Below are 21,495 nucleotides of genomic sequence, written 5' to 3' on the forward strand. Positions count from 1 at the left end.
TCGCCTTGAACGCGGCCGCGTGCCGCTTCCTCTTCGCCATCTCGTCCGTCTCCTTCTCGAAGACCAAGATGACCTCAGATCGTAGCTCCCGTCAGCGTCCAATTTCCAGGGAGCACCTCAGAACCGATCCAAAATCTGTCGCCGCACATGCTGGGTCTGATGTGCCAAAGTCCGGAAGGACGCACATTGGTAGTAGTGTTCAATCAATTCACGGATCGAGCCGCGCTTAGTGGTCTCCAGCTTCGCTTTGCCCTGATCTTTTGGCACATGCCCCGCCATGGCCAACTGATAGTCCGTGATAAATTCAGGTGACCCAACTGGACCACGCAGACGCAGTTTCTGACCATTCCGGCGATAGTAGAGCCGAACATTGCCGTTCCTGTCCCGATCCTTAGTCACGTAGGGAAGTGAAATACTCATGATCTACCTCCCTAGTTCCACGGATTTTCTTCATCCACGAGAGCATAGCCCTCGAAGGCATCATCAAGTGCTTTGAGGTCCCAGATTGCACGGGAGAACGCCTTGATCGGCTTGGGCATCACTTTCTGCTGGACCAAGCGGTCAAAGGTTGTCGGGCTCACGCCAATGTAGTGGGCTGCCTCATTGCGGGTGAGGCCACGCTTCGGCGATGGCGGTTTGTGGCTTCGCTCCCGGGCATGGCCAACACGGACAAGGGCATCCGCGGCAGCAGTCAAGCTGGTTGCAGCCTGCGTCAGCACAACTTCCGCATTGATCAATGGAGGCTTAAGATCAATCATGCCGCCACCTTTTGCGTCTGATCGATTTTCGCGTGAAACTGAGCGACGAGCATGATGTGCTCACAAACCCGCTGCATCACTTCACAGTAGGTGTCGCTCAGGTCCTGAACATCGGCACTAAAGGTGTCGCGCTTTTTGCCGAAGTGGTGGGAGACGGCGTAGTTGAAATAGACTGGAGAACCATCGTCAATGACGTGAACGATCACGGGCTCTTTTTGCCTGATGCCCACCTCGGCAGACCAGTCGATGGCAAATTCGAATTTCGATAGTTCGGAAGGCATCGCAGTCGGAACCGCGCCGAGCAGGCGGTAGGCCACCAGCGTCATTGAATCTCCACCAGGCCAAGCCTGGGCCAAGAGGCAAGTGTTATTGCAGGAAAGCGGTCTGTCACTGGTCTTCGATGACGACACGAGAAGACCATCGGGGTTGACTACAGCGCGATGACTCGCAGAGCGGATGTGATGCCGGGCGACGGCATCTTGGGCAGCACATGCATTAATATGCTGATCGACTTCCCCAGGGTTGAAGGTGTGTGGTTTCATGGGCATTCTCCTCTGTTGATGGAATGCCCAAGACGTATCGGTTTAGGGTTCTCAATGGATGAGAGCACTTAATGTGCGAAAATCGCCAATTCTTCTGGAGTAGCATGAAATGGCTGAGCAGAGTGATTTCTTTGAGCCAAAGCACTTAGCTCGAAACGTCCACGAAAGATTCTCTCAGGTTTACGAAAGAACAAGGCTCGAAAGGCTGCCAAAGCTCCGAGCTGCAGATCGACAAAAAAATTTATATCAGAATATGATCAATAGCCTGGGCCACAGTGAGCTTTCTCCAGAAAAACATGAGCAGATTGTAGGTGAAATTAACGATATCCTGATCCGTTTTCTCGTCATCAAGAAAACTATAGATCATAGCGTGCCAGTAAAGCCTCTCTTCGCTAAGTTCAGAAGCCTCAGAGACAGGCTAGACAAGTCAGTTGCCCGCCTCGCTGATCCGGACAGAGCAGATATTGTCGCTGATTTGAGAAGCGCAAACGATGCTTTGGAAGAGCCATCGACCGCAAGGCAGGTTCTGCAAGAAGTGAGTCTTGTCGAGAAGGTCGAAGCTGCTCATCAATATCTCAGTGGGGTGCGCAATGAGATCGCAGCCTTGTCTGATTTCTTCGACTACAAAAAAGGGCTTGTGACGGCGGGGCAGCCATCGCTCTATGCAAGGCTGTTTGCAGTCCACGCACTAGCAGACCTTTTCGAACGCGAAGGTCGCACTGAGCACGGCGCAGTTGTCCAACAAGTAGTGCCGAAAGACGGGGGCAAGGAGCAGCGCCTGGGCAGCAATCAATCAAAGCCGAGGTCGTCTCCGCGAAATTATAACCCGGTCAGCTATGCTGGACCCTTTCTCGATCTTCTGAAAGCATTCTATTGGCTGGCCGCCCCGGAAGAAATTGCACACCGCCACTTCCCTGATGAAGAAAGAAACGATGAGGGCTTTGAAGCGAGTATACGACGACTTGCCCAGGCAAGACGCAAGGACCTTGATCTGGTGGGGCTACTTCTGGGAGATGTCTCCGTCGAAGACACACTTGAGTTCATGAAACGAGCCGACGCTGTGAAGTAACGCTTCACCCTATGCATCTAGCGTCAGATCGGGATCATATTTGTCCCACCCGTCTGGCCTCAAGAATTCGTCAAACTGTTCTCTGGTGACCAACGAATATTCAAACGTGTTTCCAGCTGCCAGGAGTTCTGCCGCTTCTTTTTTTGCAAGAACGACAGGGTCATCCTTTTTCCAGTTCGACTTAACCTCAATGAGGTGCGCCTTCCCGTCCGTGCGGTAGACCAGGAAGTCAGGATGGTAGTTGCAGACGGTGTGGGACTCAGGATGAATGTAGTAGACCTGAAAACCCGACTGGCCATGGACCAACATCCCTGTGAAGTAAATCCTATCGGTCATGTCAGACTTGATTACCCGATCAAAGAACTCGACCTCAGGTGCACTATCGAAGCAATACGTATCGAGATGAAAGGACCTTGATCTCGTGCCATCGTATTTCGGGTAGTCCCGCCGCTGGACCAAATGCTCCTGGGCTTTGAATGTGAACGCGGGCAGCCTGCTGGACTTGTTGCTGTAGCCCCTGATCAGTTCGACCTCTTCCTCTTCAGACTTCTGGTAACTCTTCACTTCGAAAAACGCATGAAACAGATGTGGGACCAGAATGTCGAAGATGATGTCATTTGCGACATTCACGGCCTCTAAGATGGCTTCCAAGCCTTGATCCGTCTCATCCAGCACCTCCTCGATATCGAAGGCCGAGATGTCGTCGCCGGAAAAGTAACGAGCCAGTTCACCAATAAGTGTCAGCTTCGTATAGGGCTTATGGGTCTGGCGCTCGGTGATGTCTTCAATGGATGACGCCTTATCTTTGAGATGTGTGCGGCGTTCCAGCTTGATCCGAAATCGTTCCATCATTTCGTCTGAGAGATCGACCACGATGTCGTCCGGCTGGTCCTTCTTCACGGTCTGATAGAGTTCGCGATGACGGTTAAGTTTGATGATCACAGGCGGCGGAACCGCTGTCACCTCAACCGTCACAGACGTGTCATCCTTTTTGGGACCAAGTTCATCCGTAGTGACGCGGAAGTTCTGCTGCAACTCATCATCCAGGATCGCCTGGTTATCAGCGGACAGGTAGATGCGTCCCGTTTCCTGCTGGGGCCCGATCGCCCGAAGACATCGCATCGTGGACTGCAACACAAAGATGCGGGACTTCGGCTTCCGGTAAAGAGCCACACCGAAGAGAGATCGGCAGTTCCAACCTTCGCCGCCCTTCCCGACAAGCAGGATGAACTGTTTGTTCGAGTCCTCGGTATCCAGGCGATTGAACTCACGGATTTCCTCATTAGTGGAATCACCCGTGTTTCTGAGTATCTTGTCAGTCGAAACGCCAAGTTCTGCCAACACAGTCTCAATGGCGGGACGCAAGTCTTTCTCAAGCTCGTCCAGGGTTGACGCGAACAGAGCCAGCTTTGGCAGCATTCCCTCGTGCCGCGACTCTCCTAGATTCGTCCAGAAATCCGTGATCACTTCCCGTAAGAAATCATCAGATTTGATGTTCCCGGTGTAAGTGAAGAAACCCGGCTGCTTGAGATACTTGTTGTCGATAGCAGCCTTCAGCCCGTAGGCGTAAACCACCTCGGGCATAATCCGGTCTTTGACGTAGGGCGTCCCCGTGAAGTTGTAGCACCCCACTACGCTGGTCTTCCGCGCCTCTAGGGCCCGTGCAAGCTCATCGATGGTCGTGCGCAGTGCAGATGTCTGCTTGGCCTGGCCCAGGTCCTTCTCAAGGGCCGCACCCATAGAATGGTGCGCCTCGTCCACGTAGATGCCGAGCTGAGGCAGCCTGGCAATCCGCTGGAACCGAGCGTTCACAGCGAGATCGGCATCCGTCTCAGGGGCGTCCTCACCCAGCATCTCATAGAGGTCACCATAGACCTCAGACAATGTGCCCTTCTTCTCGGCAAACAGCTTGTCGGTCGCAGTCGGCTCAGCCTTGCTGCGCTTCAGGATGATCTTCTGCGTGTTCGAGATGATGATGTTGAACGACGATCCGTCCTGTGCCCCGATGGTGGAGGCCGTGTCGTCCAGAAAGTGGAACTTCAGGTTGGTGCGCAGGAAGTTCGCATATTCCGGCGGGACCACCAATGACAGGTCGAAGGTCTGGATTTCCTTGAGCGACTGGAGCACCGTCTTGTCCGGCGCGAACACCAGGGCGTTCCGGCAATACTTGGTGTCCTTGCCAAACTTGTTGGCCAGTAGGAACTCGTAGAAGATGCACGTGGCCATGAGGATCGTCTTCCCCAGGCCCATGGTCAGCGCAAAGATGTAGTTGGGATAGCTGCGGGCCCGTTCAGACATCTTGGCAAAGAGGACGTTGTATTGCTCATCCCCTTCCAGGTCGAGGAAGCCCAGAAGTGTGCCCTGACCCTTCTTGTCCACACCCGTAGTCTGGTAGCTCTCAAAGATGCCCTCGTTCTTCGCCCACTCACTGAACACCTGATGCACGTGGCGGTTCTCAGCGAACTCTTTCAGGAAGACATACATCTCCAACGCTTCGAACTGCGGCCTGCGCAGGTAGGCATCCGCCCGTAGATCGGGATCGTTGAAATCCAACAGGTGCTTGGACAGCTTCCGATACTTCTGACGCGCCCGCCCCCTGTTGGTCTGCACAAAGTGATACAGAGCGTTGAAGAAGGCAAAGTCCTGGTTGATCTTCTTATTAGCCATTTTCGATCTCACCTTCCCAGGACTCTGACAGAAGGTCGGTGATCTTCACACGGATGGTCGATGCATCGTCGGGGATCGGATAGCGGCCCGACACAAGATCGTTCTTGTCCGGTGCATCAATCAGTTCAGGGCTGAGGACAGCGCCATCATAGTTCCAGTCCACCTTGATCGTCTCAACCAGTTGTCGCCAGTCTTCGACCGCATCGGTGTCCATCGATAGCTTCTGGAGCAGGTTAAGCGGGTAGAAGCCTGCGATCTCAAGATTACCATCCTTGATGACCAGCTTAGCGTCAGACTGACGCTTGAAATGCAGGTTGGCCTTGTCGCGGATCAGGTCTACCACTTCGACTTCGATATTGAAGGGCTTCGCTGACAGTTTGAGTTGTTCGCCGATGTCCGGCTCATGTCCCATACAGACCAGCATGATCCGATCCACGATCTTAGACGGAGACTCGGCCTGTCGGCGTTCATAGGCTTTGAAATCCATGCCATTGATGACCTCGTTCAGGTCCTGGCGGGTGGCAATCCGGTTCACGGGCATGATCTTGACCAGGAACTGATCCCGCTGACCATCAAAGACACTGCTGGTCGGCAAAGGCTGAAGCTCCATCGCTTCCTTGATCAGTTCCTTGGCTTCGACCGGATTGCGGAAGATGTCGTAGTTGTTGACGTTGTAGACTTCGAAGCCTGCTCTGCTCCATTTGGAGTTTTCGTCTATCGCGATACCGCCAGATGCACGACGCGAAATGATGGCTGCAATACGCTTTGTTGTCGTTTCAATTGCGCCAAGGTTGATGTCTGCGCCTAAGAAACGTCTTCCCATCTTAATTGCCACAGCTTGGGCTGTGCCGGAACCCATGAAGCAGTCAAAGACCAAGTCACCCTCATCAGTGTGCATCTGAACGATGCGCTCAAGAAGCTCCTCTGATTTCTGCGTCGGGTAATACAGCTTTTCAGGGTCGGTGGGGCTCGTGATCTTCTTTACATCGCTCCACCAGTCGTTCACCGGAGTGCCATCTTCCCTCAACTTGGCATTCTCGCCTTTCACAGCCGTTCGCCCTCTTTGAAGAGTGCCCTCGCTATAAGCACGATAGACCGGATTGAATTTCCATTCAGCGGACTTTGAATACCAGTAAAGGTTGTCATGTTTGCGTGGTAGCTCATTAGTCGGAACACCGCCGCCGGAATAACACCAAATGACTTCATTTCTAAATCCTGGCGAAGACTGAGTAAGCGCCGATCCGGCCCCAAAAATTTCATCCAAGATTAATCTGATGTGCGAGGACTTGTGCCAATCAACGTGTAGATAGATCGAGCCAGTTGGTGAAAGCAGTTCCCTGCAAAGAACAAGCCTCTCATAGACGAATTGCAAGTATCCGTCGTTACCCCATATATCGTTATACTGCTTCTCCTCGAATGAGTTATGGTCTCCATCGGCTTTGCCGATCTTGAGCCGCACCTTCTTCTTATATTCAGCCTTACTGTCGAAAGGAGGATCCAAATAAATTAAGTCAACCGAATGCCGAAAGTCCCTCAGCAGGTGGGACATCACCTGAATGTTGTCACCCCAAAAAAGCTTGTTCATCCAACCTTCTACGGGGTCACCATAGCTTTCTTTCCTTTGAGCAGGGAAGAACTGTGTTGCGGTGAATGCGCGTTTACCTGTCCACCTTAATTCGGGAAAACCACGGATAGGTTCCAAATCGAACTCAAAAGTCTCAAACGCTTCCTGCTTATCTGCCATTGCTCAAGTCCCCTCACACCTTACAAAACGTCATGTCGCAGAACGCCTGGAAGTCACAGTTCTTGCAGAGCCGTTCTGGCCGCTCTGATAGGCCGTAATTCTTTTCAACGATATCGTGGATGACGGAATCGACTTTGGCAATTGTGCCTTCCACATCAGTGGTTTCGCGGGGGAAGGTGATGCGCGGGTTTCCGGCCTCTTCGCCCGTGTAATACAGTGTCATCCGGCTGACCTCGACCTCCCGCTTCTCTTCCAGCAGGTGGGCATAGATTTGAAGTTGGCGGCGATAGCGGCTCAGCCGATCCGCCTCATCAATCAGGTCTGGCTTTTTCTCAGACTTGAAGTCGATGATCTCAAAGGACCCGTCATCGGCCTGCACCAGGTCCACCGTGCCCGTCAGGATGTAGTCCTCCTTCAGCAGCGACAGTTCAACCTCTGCATCCCGTAGGCGGTGCCAATGCGCTCGTTCCCGATCCACATAGCTGGTCACATGCCGCTTCGCGATCTTCAGCACAGGTTCGGCCAGATAGACCCGTTCCTTCTTAGTCAGATTGGCATAGTTCACATCGAACCAAGATGTGATCTGCTCCGGCGTCACCTTGCCCTCCTCGCCCCGCAGCACAGCCTTGTGGATGTCTTCGATGGTCTGGTGGACCAAGGTGCCGAACAGGATCGCATTGGTCCTCACAGGCGCAAAATCGAGGTCCTTGAACAGTCGGTATTGCTGGGGGCAGCCTTCGAAGACCAGCACGTCAGATGTGAATGAATAGCTCTGCTTGATATCGACCTCTTTGACCTCGGCCAGGTCAATGGTGTGCGGGTCAAATTTCAGGTCACGCCAGGACTTCAGATCATCATAGACGGGCCGGAAGTAGGCGGAGGGCACATGCCGCTGGCCACGCCCCTTCGGCGTGTTCTCCTGGCAGGTCAGCACAAGCATGTTCTGGGCCCGTGAGAAGGCCGTGTAGAACAACCGCCAGAAGTCAAAGGTCTTGATCCGGCCCATCGGTTCGAACGGCTCACGCCCGCTGAACTCCTGTTCCAGCATCACCTCCATGTCGGTGTATTGCTTGCGGGGCACGGCATCCAGAGAGCCAACGATGACGATGGGAAACTCCAGCCCCTTAGACTGGTGGATCGTCATGAAGGACACGCAGCCGGAAGGGGCATATTCACTCTCGTCCTCATACTCTTCGATGCCGCCGTCCCAGAGGAACCGGAAGAAGAAGTTGAACAGCGTGAGCAGGTCCCGCTCCAACCGGTCGGGCCGGATCACGATGACGTTGTAGAGATACTCATACTTGTTCAGCAGGCGGGAGAGTTTCGACAGGTTGCGGGCGGGCCTGCTGTCCCTCACACCGCTGTGGGCGATGCCCTCATCCAGGAAGCGGCTGAACGTTGGGAACTGCATCAGGTCGTAGAAGAGGCCGGAGAACGGATAGTTGGTGTTCTCCGACAGGCTAAGGTGCTGCTTCGCTTTACCCGCAACCCAGGCTTTGATCTGCGGGTCGTCACCGGACTTCAGGCAGTCAATGAACTCGGCCAGGCAGGCATCGTAGAAGGCCCAGACCTGAAGTGTCATCCCCTCGCGGGTTTGGCGGATCGACCCGTATTGCGGGAAGAGGAACAGAAGCGCCCCGATCATCAACCGGACCTCTGTGCGTTCGAAGAACATGTTTGATCGCGGTGCGTAGATCGGGATGCCTGCGGCCTCCAGGTCATTCGCGAAGGCGACTACCTTTGGGTTGCGCACTGATCGGAACAGGAAAGCGACCTGGTTCCAGTCCTTGATGATCCCTTGTGATCTGAGATTTTTCAGGAAGGCCAAGGTCTCTTCGGCCCAATTGTCTTCCCCGTCCTCACCCACAACTTTAAATACGGAGGGGTGGGCGGTGGCCGTCGCCGAAGCAGGTTCGATGTTCTTACCGAACCGAAAGGACTTGTCATCCTCCGTCCAGTCCGTGGTCTCCATCCACCTGTTGTAGAAGTCGATAATCGGGGGCTCTGAGCGGTAGTTCTTGGTCAGCCGGACCTGCTTGCATTCTCCGGCAGGGAAACGGGTTGGGAACTCCAAGATGTTCCGAATGGATGCACCGCGAAAGCGATAGAGGGCTTGGTCGTCGTCCCCAACCACGCAAAGGTTTCGATGGCCTTCAGCCAGCTTCAACACGATCTTTTCCTGGATCGTGTTGGTGTCTTGATACTCGTCGATCATCAGGTAGTCGAAGCGACTCTGGATTTGTTCGCAGACCTCAGGGTTGTCGAGGAGGCGCAGCATCTCGACCTGAATCGTTGAGAAGTCGAGGTAGTTGTATTCCGAGAGAAGGCGTTGATAGGTCTTGTAGGCTTCGCCGGATGCCAGCATTTCAGGGGTTTCATTGGCCAGCAACTGCTCGGCTGATATGCCCTCTTCGCTGATCTTGTTTAGCCAGACCATCAAGGCCCCAGCGAACCGCCATGAAGATTGTGGTCCTCTTAGGCCTAGTGCATCTTCGATGCCTTCAATATCCTTGAACTCACTGGCTTGCTGGAACAGAAAATACTGCTGATCAAACTGATCCAATACTGTGTAGTTCTTCTGGATGCGTGTGTAGGCGCGGAACTCCTCCAGAAGCTTCAAGAAGATCGAGTGCAGCGTTCCGACGGTAAGGTCTAAGGGATTGCCAAGGCTCTCAATCCCGCCAAGCCGCGATGTGATCCGTGTGACCAGTTCCTTTGCGGCCTTCTCTGTAAACGTGGAAACCAAAACACGTTCTGGAGCGACGCCCGTTGAGCGCAGAATATTGGCGACACGTTCAACGAGGCAAAACGTCTTACCTGAACCAGGTCCGGCAACGACCAATAGTGGTCCACCGGTTGTCGCGATGACCTGAGCCTGCGCGTGGTTAGGAGACGCCTTCAAGAGGTCTGCCCCAACATACTGGAGACCATGGCGTCGTAACGGGACGGATCGAATGTGCTGCCAGGCGTTTCCAGGACACGAGTTGTTTCAAGCCGCAGCACTTCGACCACAGCAGTCCTGAGCGCCTTAGGATTGGGACGAACCGATAGTCCCTGAATGATCAGTTCGATGTGCTCGACCACGTCGCCCAGGCGGTCGAAGTCAGTCTGCGTCGGGGCCTTCAATATTTTACCCTCGAAGATCGCAGAGATCGACAGACCGTAGGCCGCCGCGATGTCCACCAGACGTTGGGCGTCCACCTTGGTCTCGTTGTTCTCCCACCGCCAAAGGCTGGTCTTGGGCACACCGAGCAGCTTGGCGGCATCCCCCAGAGACAGGCCCTTGGACTCACGGGCATCAACCAGGATCGCACCAAAGGATTTTGTGGCAGCACTCTTCATGCCTCCTGTTTTCCACGTTGCGGAACATGAGTGAAGCAGAATGCCGCCCTAAGCGCGAAATGAGTTGCGAATCGTTCCATAAAGCGGAATACGGAACATATGAAGCTTGGGCAATACCTTGAACAGAATGGATTAACCCTGGGCCAGCTTGCACAGCAGTGCGGCACCAGCGCCAGCACAATCCTTCGAATCAAGGATGCGGAAGTTGCGCCATCAAAGCGGGTGGCATGGGCAATTTGGGAAGCCACGGGGGGTCAAGTGACACCGAATGACATTTACTCACTGCACTACGCTGAAGGGCATTGCCCATGTCGAGCGCATTCGGCGTCGCGGACATCCCTCAGCTTAGGAAAGGTTACCCATGAATAACTTGATCGGCGGGGCAATGATCTTCGCGACAGGATTTGTTGGCTACCTCGTGTTGGCAGGCGGCAATCTAGAGGCTCAAACGCGGGACTGTCTGGAAACCCATTCCCGCCAGTATCTGGGCGGTCAGGATCACGTCTATCTGACTGAAGTGATCGGTGAGGAAATCTGGCGGTCCTATCCAGACGGCACCGCGACACGCTTCGTGAAATACCGAGTGCAAGGCTCGAACGATGTGAAGACGGCGACCTGCCGATGGTGAAGGTCGCCACTGCACTGATCCCTGCGGCCCTCCTCAGTTCAGGCGCTCAAGCCATAAGTTATCGCGTTCTCGACCATCTAGAACGACAGGCATCGATGATGAATGCACCAGTGCGATCACCTGCATTCAGCCGTCCGGCTGACCCTGCCTGTCGCGCATGATCCACCCCGCCACAAATCTCACCCTTATCCAAACAACCACTGTAAGGAGACTTCATCAATGACAATTCGACTACCGCTAATCGCTGTGACGGCCCTGATCACGCTGTCCGCCTGTGCCGACGCTCCGAGCACCGATCCGATTACCCAGGCCGTTTCAGGGCGAACCCTGGTGGCGGGAGAGACACGCTTGACCGCTGGCGCAAACGGAACGCTCGTCGGCACCTTGGCGAGCGGAGACACGCTCTCCGGAACGTGGCGCATTGCAAACGGCAGGTGGTGCCGAACACTGACCCAGCCTGCACGGTTTGCCGGACCTGAGGTCTGCCAGGATGCGGCGCTGGCAGATGGTCAGTTGGTCATCATCGGCTCAAACGGCACACCGACAACTTACACCATTGAGTGACCTCACGGCTTATCTCGACGCGGCAGGCCACCTTAGAAAGGCTATGGAAACGGAACACAATCCGCCGTCAGTTGGGCCTGCCGCCCCTGAACATCCGGGTGTTGTATCACCGGAAAGTCCAGAGATCGGATCATTTGGCAGCCTTCGGTAGGTTGCCTAGCTAACTATCCGTCCTGCTGGAACGTCCATAGGAAGTTAACGTAAAGACGACGGCGACGATTCTGAAAACGGGCATGATTTGCAGCCCCCATCTACGAATTGCTTGCGTGGCTTCATGGCAAACTCACACTATCAAAAGCTGATCGCGCTCTTCCTCCGCCTCTCTATCTTCTACAAACTCAGCCTCCGTCATGAAGAACTCCAGGCTGTGGTTGATTAGTTCTCCCATAGGAACGTCGTGCTCTACCGCCATGATTTTTGCGCGTCGGTAAAGCTCTCTATCGATGTTGCGAATGGTCATACGTGCGTCAGACATGGCTGATCCTCCTACCTGTATTTAGGTATGGAGGCCGGACACCGGCGAATGATCTGAGCAACTTGGTCAGCGCCACGACCTATCCTTCGACGGGGCATTGTCCCACTTTTTGGGTATCGGGACAAAAGTGGGACAATCAAATCCTATAAGGGTCTAATTTTATTGAATCTTTACTGAGTAATGGTGCCCGGGGGCGGAATCGAACCACCGACACGAGGATTTTCAATCCACTGCTCTACCCCTGAGCTACCCAGGCACCGGGTCCGCGAAGGTTTCCCTTCGCCGGGGTGCGCACCGTCTAGAACGGGGGAAAAGCAGTGTCCAGACGAAAATATCAGTGCGGTCGGGAGCGCGCGCGCTGCTCGTCCTCGAGCGCCTCGATCACCTCTTCGGCGTCATCGGGATCGGTCGAGGGAATGGCGTAGGAGCCGTTGAACCACTTGCCCAGATCGACGTCCGCGCAGCGCTTGGAACAGAACGGCCGGTAGGTCGGATCGGTCGGTTTCTCGCAGATCGGGCAGCTCACAGCAGGTCCTCCGTGGGGCGGCGTTCGCGGCGGCGCGTCAGCTCGAAATGACCGAGCGGCGTCCAGCCGATGAGGGACGTCTCGATCGGGTCCGACCGGAACGCCGCACGCAGCGCACTTTCGAAGCCCTTCCGATCCTTCTTCGGCATCGGCGCGAGGTCCAGCACGATCTGCCCGCCGATGCCGCGCAGCCGGAGCTGTCGCGGCAGGATCCGGGCGAGAGCAATATTCGCCTTGAGCCCACCGGCACCGCCCTCGGGCGTATTGACGTCGACCGCCGTGAGCGCGCGCGTCGGCTCGATATAGAAGGTGGCAGGTCCCGCCTGAACCGCGGGGCTTCGCAAGGCCTCGACCTGGTCGGCGACGATGTCCCAATCGTCCGAGACGTCAGTGCCCTCCCACTCGCGCCAGGCGAGCGTCTGCGCGTCCGGGCCGTCGAGCAGGCGTTCGGGCGTCGTCCCCGCGTCGCCAAGCACCTGCTGCGCAAGGCCCCAGGTCGCCAAAAGGTCGTCGATCAGCGCATCGGCATCGACACCGTCGCAGGCGCTCCGCAGGATGACGCCATGGTCGCCCCGCTCGGGCAAGGTGTCGTGCGCGATCTCCAGCAAACGGTCGCGCTCCGCGTCGTCGGTCAGGCTGCGCGCGACATTGAGGCCGGGGGCTCCGGGCGTGACGATGCAATAGCGGGACTTGAAGAGCACGCGGTCCGTGACGGGCACGGCCTTGCCGGGCTCGGCGTGTCCCGTGACCTGAACGAGCAGGATGTCACCGGGGGCCATACCTTTCGCATTCCGGTGCCACCCGGTCAGGCCATCCCCGAGCCGAAGGAACATGCCGCCCTGCCCCTTGATCGGCCGATCGGCGACCGCGCGGAAGACGGCTCCGGGCGCGGGGCGATCATCGTCCGCGTCAATCAGGAGGTCATCGAGTTGTCCGTCGACCATGCGCGCGGCAGCGGCCCGGCCATTGTGTTGGCCCAGAACAACGAGCGTGCCCTTCATCGCCAGACCTCTAGTCCTGCGGCCTGCAGGAGGTTCGCCGTCTCGTGCACGGGCAGTCCCATGACGCCCGTATAGCTGCCGCCGATCCAGCTGACGAAGGCCCCGGCCGGGCCCTGGATCGCATAGGCCCCGGCCTTGCCCTGCCAATCGCCGGTCGCGAGATAGCCGTTGATCTCCGTGTCGGAGAGCGCCTTGATCTTCACCGCCGTCTCGCTCGTGCGGAACCAGCTTCGATGGCCACGCCGCACGCCCAAGGCTGTCACGACGCGATGCCGCCGCCCCGAGAGAAGGTGGAGGAACTGCACCGCCTCGCCGGCGTCGGCCGGTTTGCCCAGGATGCGGCGGCCGACGGCGACGGTGGTATCGGCGCAGAGGACGACGTCGTCGGGATCGGCAGTGACGGCGGCCAATTTCGCGGCCGTGATCCGCTCGCAATAGACGCGCGGAAGCTCGCCTTTCGCGGGTGTCTCGTCGATGTCGGGGGGGCGAATGTCGTGCGGCGCAAGGCCCAGTTGGCCGAGCAGTTCAAGCCGCCGGGGCGACCCCGATCCGAGGATCAGGCGCGGGGTCGACACGTTACTTGAAGCGATAGTTGATGCGACCCTTCGTTAGGTCGTAGGGCGTCATCTCGACCTGAACCTTGTCGCCCGCCAGAACGCGGATCCGGTTCTTGCGCATCTTTCCCGCCGTGTGCGCGATGATCTCATGGCCGTTCTCGAGTTCGACCCGGAATGTCGCGTTCGGCAGGAGTTCCTTCACGACGCCGGGGAATTCGAGCATTTCTTCCTTGGCCATGGTGTCTCCTGGTGTGAGCCGCACGGGTGGCGGCAGATGCGGCTAGATGGGCGCATTTAGCGAAAACTTCAAGGGGTAAGCTCTCGGCGCGCGCGCTCGCCCGAAATCGGCGAATTGAACGTTTTGTACGGACCGCGGTGGGCACCTTGGTCGTTTTGTACAAAAGTCGCCGGAGGCCGTGGGCCCCTACTCGGGCGCAGGTTCGCGCGCCGCAGGATCGGCGAACGTCAGCGTCCGGTCCTCGGACAGGAACGCGTCGAAGATCGCCTCGGCTTCGGCGCGCGACAGGAGACCGTCGCGGACCATCGGCCAGGCCTCTACCTCGGCGCGGCGGATCACGGTCTTGGTGCCCGGCGAGCGCAGGAGCGGCACGCGTTCTTCCCCGAGTTCGAGGAGCGCGGCGGCGCGGTGTTGCCCGCCCTGGACGACCACGGCCCAGTCGCCGCCCTCACCGATGAGGAAATAGCCGTTGGGGAAGCCGAAGCGCGGATCGAAGCCCTTCTCGGCCATCGAGGCGCGGATCCGGTCGAGGCGGGTGCATTCCACCGCAAGCTTGGCGTCGGACACGGGGCCGAAGTGCTGCACCCCATGGACATCGGCGCGCAGGGCCAGCTCGCCCGTGTCCTTGCCGATCCCGGCCATGGGGACGACCTCGACCCAGGGCAGGCCCTCGGCCGGGGCATCGGCACGGGGGCTCGGCAGGAAGTGACGCTCGAAGATGTCGCGCGGCTGGTGCCGGGCGTAGTAGTCGGCCAGCGCCCCGGCCCCGTCGCGGTAGTAGCGGCGCATCGGATGATCGGGGTGCGTGTAAGGCAGCGCGCCGAAGTAGCGCAGCCGCGACACCGGCACGTCGAAGACAAGCTGCCCGGGCGCGTATTCGAGACGATCGGCGATGCCGGCGTCGATCTCCATGCGCTGCCGATAGCGTTCGCGGTTCATCCGGTCGCGGTCGCCGGCGGCGTTGGCATTGCGGTTGAGGGCGCGGCTGACGACGGGCGGCGTGATGTCGTTCACCGCCTTCCGCAATTCCCGCCGCACCTTCGACAGCATGTAGGTCGTCTTCTGCATCCTGTTCCCTCCGGCCCCGCCTATCCGAACCGCGTCTTGAGCTTCGTCATGATCTGGTCGCGGCTGAGACGATAGCTGGCCAGCTTCTGCTCGCGCCCCTCGCCGAGGCCCGTCGGATCCATGATGGGCCAGTATTCGACGGCGATATGCGCATGGCGCGCGAGTTCCAGCGCCATGCGCTGCGACGCGGGGCTGAGCGCCACGATCAGGTCGAACTGCTCCAGGTCGTCGCCCCATTCGCGCATCTCCTCGAAGCTGCGCGTGCGGTGACGGGCCAGCTCGATCCCGAGCTCGGCGCAGACGGCGATGGCGAAGCCGTCGATCTCGAGGTCGTTCCGGACACCCGCCGACTGAACGTAGATGTCATGGCCGTGGAGCTTCTTCATCAGCCCCTCGGCCATGGGGGAGCGGACGGCATTGTGATCGCAGCAGAAGAGGACGGATTGCGGATTGTCCCCCACCGATCAGCCTCCGAAGTGCAGGACACAGATCAGGGTGAAGAGACGGCGCGCCGTGTCGATGTCGACCTCGGCCTTGCCTTCGAGCCGCTCCTGCAGGATGCGCGCCCCTTCGTTGTGGATACCGCGGCGGGCCATGTCGATCGCCTCGATCTGGCTCGGCGGCAGTTTCTTGACGGCGTCGAAATAGGCCGCGCAGATCTGCCAGTAGTCCTTCACGACCTGCCGGAACGGCCCGAGAGCGAGGTGAAATTCGCCCGCCTTGCCCGCCTCCGTCGAGATGTCGAAGACGAGCCGCCGCTCGCGGATGGCGAGCAGGAGATCGTAGGGCCCCTCGGGCGCGGCCTCGGCCAGAAGCGCGAAGCTGTTGTCCTCGAGGAGGTCGTAGATGGCGACCGCGCGCTCCTGCTCGATCTCCGGCGTGGGGGTCGGCAGGTTGACGTCGTCGATGCGGATCTGGGCGATGCGGGCTGTCATGGGCCGTTGATGCGGCATCGGGCGGTCGGGGGCAATGGCCCACGCCCGCCCGTCAGCGGTTGAGCCGGGCGAGACGGGCCGAAACGCTGAGCCCGTGGGCTTCGAGCGACTCTGAGGTGGCGAGGCGCATGGCGGCGGGGCCGATGGCGCGCAGGCTCTCGGGCGTCATCCGCGCCAGCGTGGTGCGCTTGAGGAAGTCCATCACCGACAACCCCGACGAGAACCGCGCCGACCGCGCCGTGGGCAGGACGTGGTTCGGGCCGCCGACGTAATCGCCGATGGCCTCGGGCGTCCACTGCCCGAGGAAGATGGCCCCGGCGTGGGTGATCTCCGCGGCCAGCGCCTCGGGGTCGGCCACGGCAAGCTCCAGGTGCTCGGGCGCGATGCGGTTCGAGAGGGCGGCGGCCTCCGAGAGATCGCGGACGGTGACGATGGCCCCGAAGTCGCGCCAGCTCGCGCCGGCGATCGCGCGCCGCTCCAGCGTTTCGAGCCGGGCCTCGACGGCGCGGGCAACCCGCTCGCCAAAGGTCGCGTCGTCGGTCAGGAGGATCGACTGCGCGCTCTCGTCGTGCTCCGCCTGGCTCAGAAGGTCGACGGCGATCCAATCCGGGTCGTTGTCGCCGTCGGCGATCACTAGGATCTCGGACGGCCCCGCGATCATGTCGATACCGACGCGCCCGAAGACGCGGCGCTTGGCGGCCGCGACGTAGGCATTGCCCGGACCGGTGATCTTGTCGACGGGCGCGATCGTGTCGGTGCCGTAGGCCATGGCGGCCACGGCCTGCGCGCCGCCGATGCGGTAGACCTCGTCGATGCCCGACACCTGCGCGGCCAGAAGGACGAGCGGGTTCACCACGTCGTCCGGCGTCGGCACGCACATCACGAGCCGCCCGACGCCCGCGACGCGCGCGGGGATCGCGTTCATCAGGACCGAGGACGGATAGCTGGCCAGCCCGCCGGGCACGTAGAGCCCCGCCGCATCGACCGGCCCCCACCGCCAGCCGAGGGTCGCGCCGGTCTCGTCGGTCCAGCTTTCGTCGCGGGGCATCTGGCGTTCGTGGTAGGCGCGGATGCGCGCGGCCGCCGTCTCGAGGGCCGCGCGATCTTCGGGCGTCACGCTTGCGGCCGCCGTCGCAATCTCGTCCCCGGTGATGCGCATCCGAGCCGGCGTCATCTCGAGGCGGTCGAAGCGGGCCGTCAGTTCGCAGACCGCGGCGTCGCCCCGCGCGCGCACGTCGGCGATGATCGCCGCGACGGCCTCGTCCACGTCGGGCGCGTCCTCGCGCTTCATGGTCAGGAGATCGGCGAAGCGCCGCTCGAAATCGGCGGCGGTGCTGTCGAGGAAAATCGGCATCCGGTCTCTTCTTCTGATCTCTCTAGGTGGCCACTGCGCAAGGGCCTACCCGCCCCGCCCCGATGCCTCAAGAGAGCGGGGCAAGGTGTCGCGTCATCAGGATGTCGGTTTCGGGCACGCCGTCGATGCGCACGGCATCCTCGCGCCGCCCGATCTCACGGAAGCCGTGGCGGAGATAGAACGCCCTCGCGCGCGGGTTGCCCTCGGCGACCCAGAGGTCGAGCCACTCCGCCCCGGCGCTGCGCGCCCTCTCGACCAGCGCATTCATCAGCGTGTCGGCCGCCCCCCGGCCCTGATGCGCGGCGCGGACGTAGAAGGGGCCGATCTCCGCGCGGTGACGGATCCGGTCGAGCGTCCGGAGGTGCAGGGCCGCGATGCCGAGCAATTCGTCCGTCGCCGAGACGATACCAAAGACGTTTCCGCCCGCGAGGGCCCGCCGACGTCGTTCGTCGCCCATGCCGGCGACCTCCTTCGGCGACAGAAGAAACGCCGACGGATAGGCCGCCGTGCCCTCGCACATGAGCGCGTACCAGGCGGCACTGTCCTCCTCGGCGAGCGGACGAACCCGTAGATCAGCCGTCATCGGAATGCTGCGGCACCCGGCCGGAGGGGGCATCGTAGGGGCGCGTGACGTCGCGCAATGTGAGATCGAGGCAGTCGCAGGCGACCTCGACAACACCATCGCCCGCGAAGGTCAGGCGTAGGGCCCCCGCCGCGTCGTCCCCGGGCAGCCACTCGACCGCCAGCAGCGAGAGCACGGTCTCCGCGTCGCCCGGCACGACGCCTTGCCCGCGTACGCCCGTCACGTCGCCCGCGGTCAGGACCGTCTGCACCCGCTGTGCCTGACGCGTGCCATGCTCCCAGCGAAACCGGTTGAGCAGCATCGCAAATCGCCGCGCGCTCCGTTGCCACCGCATCTCGGATGCGGGCAGAACGGCGTCCTGTACCAAGGCCGAGACGACCTGCAGATCCTCGGCATCCGTCGCCCAGAGCCGCAGGGGCACGCCGTCGGCGTCGTGGAAGCGGGCGTCTTCAGTCATCTTCCTTCACGCGCTCGATCTGTGCGCCCACGCCGGAAAGCTTGGCGACCACATGCTCGTACCCCCGGTCGAGGTGGTAGACCCGCCCGACCCGCGTCTCCCCCTCGGCGGCGAGCGCCGCGAGGATGAGGCTGACCGAGGCGCGCAGGTCGGTGGCCATGACAGGGGCACCCTTGAGCTTCGGCACACCCGTCACCGTCGCGGTGCCGCCGTGGACCTCGATCGTGGCCCCCATGCGGACGAGTTCCGGAGCGTGCATGAAGCGGTTCTCGAAGATCTTCTCCTCGAGGACGGAGGTGCCCTCGGCCGTGCACAGAAGCGCCATCATCTGCGCCTGCAAATCGGTCGGGAATCCGGGGAACGGCTCCGTCTCGACATCGACGGCGCGGATCGGGCCGTTCGCGCGGCGCACGGTGAGACCCGCGTCGGTCTCCACGATCTCGGCCCCGGCCGCCTCGATCTTGGCGCAGAAGGCCTCGAGCAACGACCGCTTGCCCCCGGTGCAGGTCACCTCGCCCCCGGCGACGAGCGGCGCGAGCATATAGGTGCCGAGCTCGATCCGGTCGGTGACGACGCGATGCGTCGCCCCGTGCAGGCGGTCGACGCCCTGCACTTCGATGGTATCCGTCCCCTCGCCCGAGATCTGCGCGCCCATGGCCTGCAGGCATTGCGCCAGATCGACGATCTCCGGCTCCTGCGCTGCGTTCTTCAAGACGGTCGTGCCCTTGGCCAGCGTCGCCGCCATGAGCGCGTTCTCCGTCGCCCCGACCGAGACGAACGGGAAGTCGACGACGCCCCCCTTCAGGCCGCCCGAGGGGGCCTTGGCGTGGACATAGCCGTCGCGCAGATCCAGCTCCGCCCCCATGGCCTCGAAAGCCTTCAGGTGCAGATCGACCGGCCGCGCGCCGATGGCGCAGCCCCCGGGCAGCGAGACGACGGCCTGGCCCTGGCGCGCGAGCAGCGGACCGAGCACGAGGATCGACGCACGCATCTTGCGCACGATGTCGTAGTCGGCCCGCGCCCCGTTGAGCGCATGGGACGACATCGACAGCACGAGCCCGTCGGAGAGCTTCGCCACCTCGGCCCCGAGCGACTCGAGAAGTTGCGTCATGGTGCGAATGTCCGAGAGCCGCGGCGCGTTCGTCAGCGTAAGCGGCTCGTCGGAAAGGAGCGTCGCGGGCATCAGCGTGAGACAGGCGTTCTTGGCCCCCGCGATCGGGATCGTGCCCCGAAGCGGACCGCCGCCGGTGACGATGATGCTATCCATTGCTCTTCTCCTGCGCGTCGGGGGCGGGTGTTTTCTCGTCGCTCTCCCGGACGCGTTTCTGCGCCTTCCTGCGACCCATATTGGCCTTGAGCGCCGCCTTCAGCCGGTCTTCGCGGGTCTGTTTCGCGTCCTTCGCCATCGGTCCCCCGTGATGCCTCCGGCCGACATAGCGGCTGGGCGCGCGAGGGTCCAGCAAATGGGCGGAAGGGGGTTGCGGAGGGTCGCCACACGGTCTATTCCGCGCCCCGGATGCTGTGGTAGCTCAGTGGTAGAGCACACCCTTGGTAAGGGTGAGGTCGAGAGTTCAATCCTCTCTCACAGCACCATCTCACACTTTTCATTGTCAAAACTACCTAAGACCTTGAAAGGTAAGGTGGTTTCTATAGTTCGATACATGCCATCTGGCGAGTATATTAGAGGCTTCGAAAAAGCCAACCTGAGTACCGTTTGGCGTACCGCATGACTTCCATTTTTGGGCGATTGTATATTTGACAAACCCGAGGCCCGCACCGCTTGATTGCCCTGCCTGACAGCTCGGCTCAGTCGTCTGGCTTGTCGTCGTCCTTGGGCTTCTGCTTCACCAGCTTGCCCAGTTTGGCGTTGAATTTCGCTTCGTCGTCGTCCGCTTCAAGTTCGAGGGCGGCTTCCTTGAAGCGGTCAAGTTGCGATTTGTCATTGCACATTTCTACTGACTTTCTGCATGACCTCTGCGCTTCCGCCAGACCAAATTGCTTGTGTAAGGTCCGAGTTTATCGCAATTTCGCGGCTTTGCTGGGTAATTGCCCCCTTGTCCAAATTCTCATAAACTAAGAATGGAATGACGCCCTGCACATCATGTTTCTGCAATTCCATTGAAAAAATAACCGCCCTCAAAACTGAGGCATCGTTGGTGGCGGGAAAGACTGCGGCTATCCTGCCACTGGCAGCGCGCACCACTATATCGACGATGTAGTGGGGCAGAGCGGGAATAAGCGCTTCTGACAGGGAAACTGAGGCTTCGCTAAAGGTGTCTTCGAGTGCACTAATCAGGTCTTCTTTGAAAGTGCTTCTCACGATCTCCCTATTAAGAAATAGGAGATCCTGTATGCGCGCCAGAAAGGTTAGGAATGGCAGGACAAGGCTGGCCAATTCCTCAGTCGGAACCCAGTCAGTGCAGAATAATCCATCATCTTCCGAGAGCGAAGCCCCGTGGTCTGACAACAAGCCAGATAGGATTTCACGCCTATTCTCAGAGGAAAGGTCCACGCCTTGACCCTCAAGGTCGAAAAGCAGAGACCCGCTATCTTCTAGACGTGCACGCCTGCCCTCAACGCGCGCATAGAAAGAAATCGTATCTCCAGAGAACCAAGTTACTGGCGTGGAAATAGCGAAGCCAATGGGGACTTGGCGGACTATCAGGCTATCGCAAAAGGCGGCGCATATGTCTTGCTGTAAGTTCACAGGAAGCCACCTCCTACTGTGAATCGAAAACGCGCCGCCGCGATGGACAACGCGCTTTCCTCGGTAACTTTAAACGGCACTGTGCAGGCTCTTTGAGCAAACACTGGCCATGCCGTCATGCAATGTTTGTCCCTTAGTACACCCGGAAACGTTTCGTGAACTGAGGTGCTCCCTGGAAATTGGACGCTGACGGGAGCTACGATCTGAGGTCATCTTGGTCTTCGAGAAGGAGACGGACGAGATGGCGAAGAGGAAGCGGCACGCGGCCGCGTTCAAGGCG

26 protein-coding genes and 2 tRNA genes are annotated in these 21,495 nt (G+C 59.5%); 5 read left to right on the forward strand and 23 right to left on the reverse strand.

Going from position 1 to position 21,495, the window contains the following annotated elements; all coding sequences use genetic code 11:
* Positions 1-117: 117 nt before the first annotated feature.
* The 3 genes from HSX43_RS18765 to HSX43_RS18775 are packed head-to-tail and all read right to left on the reverse strand — an operon-like array spanning position 118 to position 1,300.
* On the reverse strand, positions 118-420 hold the full coding sequence (locus tag HSX43_RS18765) for a hypothetical protein (protein ID WP_179381680.1): 303 nt from the start codon (positions 418-420) through the stop codon (positions 118-120).
* An 11-nt stretch (positions 421-431) separates the two neighbouring features.
* The gene (locus HSX43_RS18770; RefSeq protein ID WP_235962770.1) at positions 432-758 is read right to left on the reverse strand and encodes a helix-turn-helix transcriptional regulator; all 327 of its coding nucleotides are present in this window, start codon (positions 756-758) and stop codon (positions 432-434) included.
* Positions 755-1,300 (reverse strand): hypothetical protein, encoded by a 546-nt coding sequence (locus HSX43_RS18775; protein WP_179381681.1) that lies wholly within the window; start codon positions 1,298-1,300, stop codon positions 755-757. The genes HSX43_RS18770 and HSX43_RS18775 overlap by 4 nt, the downstream gene beginning before the upstream one ends.
* 109 nt (positions 1,301-1,409) lie before the next feature.
* Between HSX43_RS18775 and HSX43_RS18780 the strand changes: the two genes are divergently transcribed.
* On the forward strand, positions 1,410-2,369 hold the full coding sequence (locus tag HSX43_RS18780; RefSeq protein ID WP_179381682.1) for a hypothetical protein: 960 nt from the start codon (positions 1,410-1,412) through the stop codon (positions 2,367-2,369).
* Between the two features lie 9 nt (positions 2,370-2,378).
* Here the strand turns inward: HSX43_RS18780 and HSX43_RS18785 are convergent, their stop codons facing one another.
* Genes HSX43_RS18785 through HSX43_RS18800 form a run of 4 tightly spaced genes read right to left on the reverse strand, consistent with a single transcriptional unit; the run spans position 2,379 to position 10,122 of the window.
* The gene (locus HSX43_RS18785) at positions 2,379-5,036 is read right to left on the reverse strand and encodes a DEAD/DEAH box helicase (protein ID WP_179381683.1); all 2,658 of its coding nucleotides are present in this window, start codon (positions 5,034-5,036) and stop codon (positions 2,379-2,381) included.
* Complete coding sequence (locus tag HSX43_RS18790) at positions 5,029-6,780, reverse strand: DNA methyltransferase (protein ID WP_179381684.1); 1,752 nt, start codon at positions 6,778-6,780, stop codon at positions 5,029-5,031. The genes HSX43_RS18785 and HSX43_RS18790 overlap by 8 nt, the downstream gene beginning before the upstream one ends.
* Before the next feature lie 13 nt (positions 6,781-6,793).
* Positions 6,794-9,682 (reverse strand): ATP-dependent helicase, encoded by a 2,889-nt coding sequence (locus tag HSX43_RS18795; RefSeq protein ID WP_179381685.1) that lies wholly within the window; start codon positions 9,680-9,682, stop codon positions 6,794-6,796.
* The gene (locus HSX43_RS18800) at positions 9,679-10,122 is read right to left on the reverse strand and encodes a helix-turn-helix domain-containing protein (protein WP_179381686.1); all 444 of its coding nucleotides are present in this window, start codon (positions 10,120-10,122) and stop codon (positions 9,679-9,681) included. The genes HSX43_RS18795 and HSX43_RS18800 overlap by 4 nt, the downstream gene beginning before the upstream one ends.
* 99 nt (positions 10,123-10,221) lie before the next feature.
* Between HSX43_RS18800 and HSX43_RS20055 the strand changes: the two genes are divergently transcribed.
* The 3 genes from HSX43_RS20055 (at position 10,222) to HSX43_RS18815 (ending at position 11,314) form a co-directional block, all read left to right on the forward strand.
* The gene (locus HSX43_RS20055; protein WP_179381687.1) at positions 10,222-10,491 is read left to right on the forward strand and encodes a helix-turn-helix domain-containing protein; all 270 of its coding nucleotides are present in this window, start codon (positions 10,222-10,224) and stop codon (positions 10,489-10,491) included.
* On the forward strand, positions 10,484-10,750 hold the full coding sequence (locus tag HSX43_RS18810) for a hypothetical protein (RefSeq protein WP_179381688.1): 267 nt from the start codon (positions 10,484-10,486) through the stop codon (positions 10,748-10,750). The genes HSX43_RS20055 and HSX43_RS18810 overlap by 8 nt, the downstream gene beginning before the upstream one ends.
* 219 nt (positions 10,751-10,969) lie before the next feature.
* Positions 10,970-11,314, forward strand: a complete 345-nt coding sequence (locus HSX43_RS18815; RefSeq protein ID WP_179381689.1) for a hypothetical protein — start codon at positions 10,970-10,972, stop codon at positions 11,312-11,314.
* Between the two features lie 283 nt (positions 11,315-11,597).
* Here HSX43_RS18815 and HSX43_RS18820 read toward each other — a convergent pair whose 3' ends face one another.
* From HSX43_RS18820 to HSX43_RS18885, 14 genes are all read right to left on the reverse strand, one after another.
* Complete coding sequence (locus HSX43_RS18820) at positions 11,598-11,789, reverse strand: hypothetical protein (protein ID WP_179381690.1); 192 nt, start codon at positions 11,787-11,789, stop codon at positions 11,598-11,600.
* Positions 11,790-11,970: 181 nt separating this feature from the next.
* A tRNA-Phe gene (locus HSX43_RS18825) sits at positions 11,971-12,045 on the reverse strand.
* Between the two features lie 78 nt (positions 12,046-12,123).
* Positions 12,124-12,315 (reverse strand): DNA gyrase inhibitor YacG, encoded by a 192-nt coding sequence (locus tag HSX43_RS18830; RefSeq protein WP_179381691.1) that lies wholly within the window; start codon positions 12,313-12,315, stop codon positions 12,124-12,126.
* Positions 12,312-13,316, reverse strand: coding sequence for a ribonuclease E/G (locus tag HSX43_RS18835; protein ID WP_179381692.1), 1,005 nt, complete (start codon positions 13,314-13,316; stop codon positions 12,312-12,314). Before HSX43_RS18835 ends, HSX43_RS18830 begins: the two co-directional genes overlap by 4 nt.
* A complete protein-coding gene (locus tag HSX43_RS18840) occupies positions 13,313-13,891 on the reverse strand; it encodes a Maf family protein (protein ID WP_179381693.1) in 579 nt (192 codons plus the stop codon). Before HSX43_RS18840 ends, HSX43_RS18835 begins: the two co-directional genes overlap by 4 nt.
* Before the next feature lies 1 nt (position 13,892).
* Complete coding sequence (infA, locus tag HSX43_RS18845; RefSeq protein ID WP_011455993.1) at positions 13,893-14,111, reverse strand: translation initiation factor IF-1; 219 nt, start codon at positions 14,109-14,111, stop codon at positions 13,893-13,895.
* Between the two features lie 186 nt (positions 14,112-14,297).
* Complete coding sequence (locus HSX43_RS18850) at positions 14,298-15,179, reverse strand: hypothetical protein (RefSeq protein ID WP_179381694.1); 882 nt, start codon at positions 15,177-15,179, stop codon at positions 14,298-14,300.
* Positions 15,180-15,199: 20 nt separating this feature from the next.
* Positions 15,200-15,580 (reverse strand): arsenate-mycothiol transferase ArsC, encoded by a 381-nt coding sequence (locus HSX43_RS18855; protein WP_208454678.1) that lies wholly within the window; start codon positions 15,578-15,580, stop codon positions 15,200-15,202.
* A gap of 63 nt (positions 15,581-15,643) precedes the next feature.
* The gene (locus tag HSX43_RS18860) at positions 15,644-16,114 is read right to left on the reverse strand and encodes a UPF0262 family protein (protein WP_179381696.1); all 471 of its coding nucleotides are present in this window, start codon (positions 16,112-16,114) and stop codon (positions 15,644-15,646) included.
* A 52-nt stretch (positions 16,115-16,166) separates the two neighbouring features.
* Positions 16,167-17,468 carry a histidinol dehydrogenase gene (gene hisD, locus HSX43_RS18865; protein ID WP_179381697.1) on the reverse strand — a complete coding sequence of 434 codons (1,302 nt, stop codon included), beginning with the start codon at positions 17,466-17,468 and terminating at the stop codon, positions 16,167-16,169.
* A 67-nt stretch (positions 17,469-17,535) separates the two neighbouring features.
* The gene (locus tag HSX43_RS18870; RefSeq protein ID WP_179381698.1) at positions 17,536-18,051 is read right to left on the reverse strand and encodes a GNAT family N-acetyltransferase; all 516 of its coding nucleotides are present in this window, start codon (positions 18,049-18,051) and stop codon (positions 17,536-17,538) included.
* A complete protein-coding gene (locus tag HSX43_RS18875) occupies positions 18,041-18,508 on the reverse strand; it encodes a DUF2948 family protein (protein ID WP_179381699.1) in 468 nt (155 codons plus the stop codon). The genes HSX43_RS18870 and HSX43_RS18875 overlap by 11 nt, the downstream gene beginning before the upstream one ends.
* Positions 18,501-19,775: a UDP-N-acetylglucosamine 1-carboxyvinyltransferase gene (gene murA, locus HSX43_RS18880; protein WP_179381700.1), complete on the reverse strand. Its 1,275-nt coding sequence runs from the start codon at positions 19,773-19,775 to the stop codon at positions 18,501-18,503. Before murA ends, HSX43_RS18875 begins: the two co-directional genes overlap by 8 nt.
* A complete protein-coding gene (locus HSX43_RS18885; protein WP_179381701.1) occupies positions 19,768-19,914 on the reverse strand; it encodes a hypothetical protein in 147 nt (48 codons plus the stop codon). The genes murA and HSX43_RS18885 overlap by 8 nt, the downstream gene beginning before the upstream one ends.
* Positions 19,915-20,026: 112 nt before the next feature.
* Between HSX43_RS18885 and HSX43_RS18890 the strand changes: the two genes are divergently transcribed.
* A tRNA-Thr gene (locus HSX43_RS18890) sits at positions 20,027-20,101 on the forward strand.
* A 213-nt stretch (positions 20,102-20,314) separates the two neighbouring features.
* Here HSX43_RS18890 and HSX43_RS18895 read toward each other — a convergent pair.
* Together HSX43_RS18895 and HSX43_RS18900 are read right to left on the reverse strand one after the other, a co-directional pair.
* Entirely contained in the window at positions 20,315-20,458 is a 144-nt protein-coding gene (locus HSX43_RS18895; protein ID WP_179381702.1) for a hypothetical protein, read from the reverse strand.
* Positions 20,448-21,215: a DUF1828 domain-containing protein gene (locus HSX43_RS18900; RefSeq protein WP_179381703.1), complete on the reverse strand. Its 768-nt coding sequence runs from the start codon at positions 21,213-21,215 to the stop codon at positions 20,448-20,450. Before HSX43_RS18900 ends, HSX43_RS18895 begins: the two co-directional genes overlap by 11 nt.
* Positions 21,216-21,495: the final 280 nt, after the last annotated feature.

Source organism: Jannaschia marina (genome assembly GCF_013404595.1).
Lineage (GTDB): Bacteria > Pseudomonadota > Alphaproteobacteria > Rhodobacterales > Rhodobacteraceae > Jannaschia > Jannaschia marina.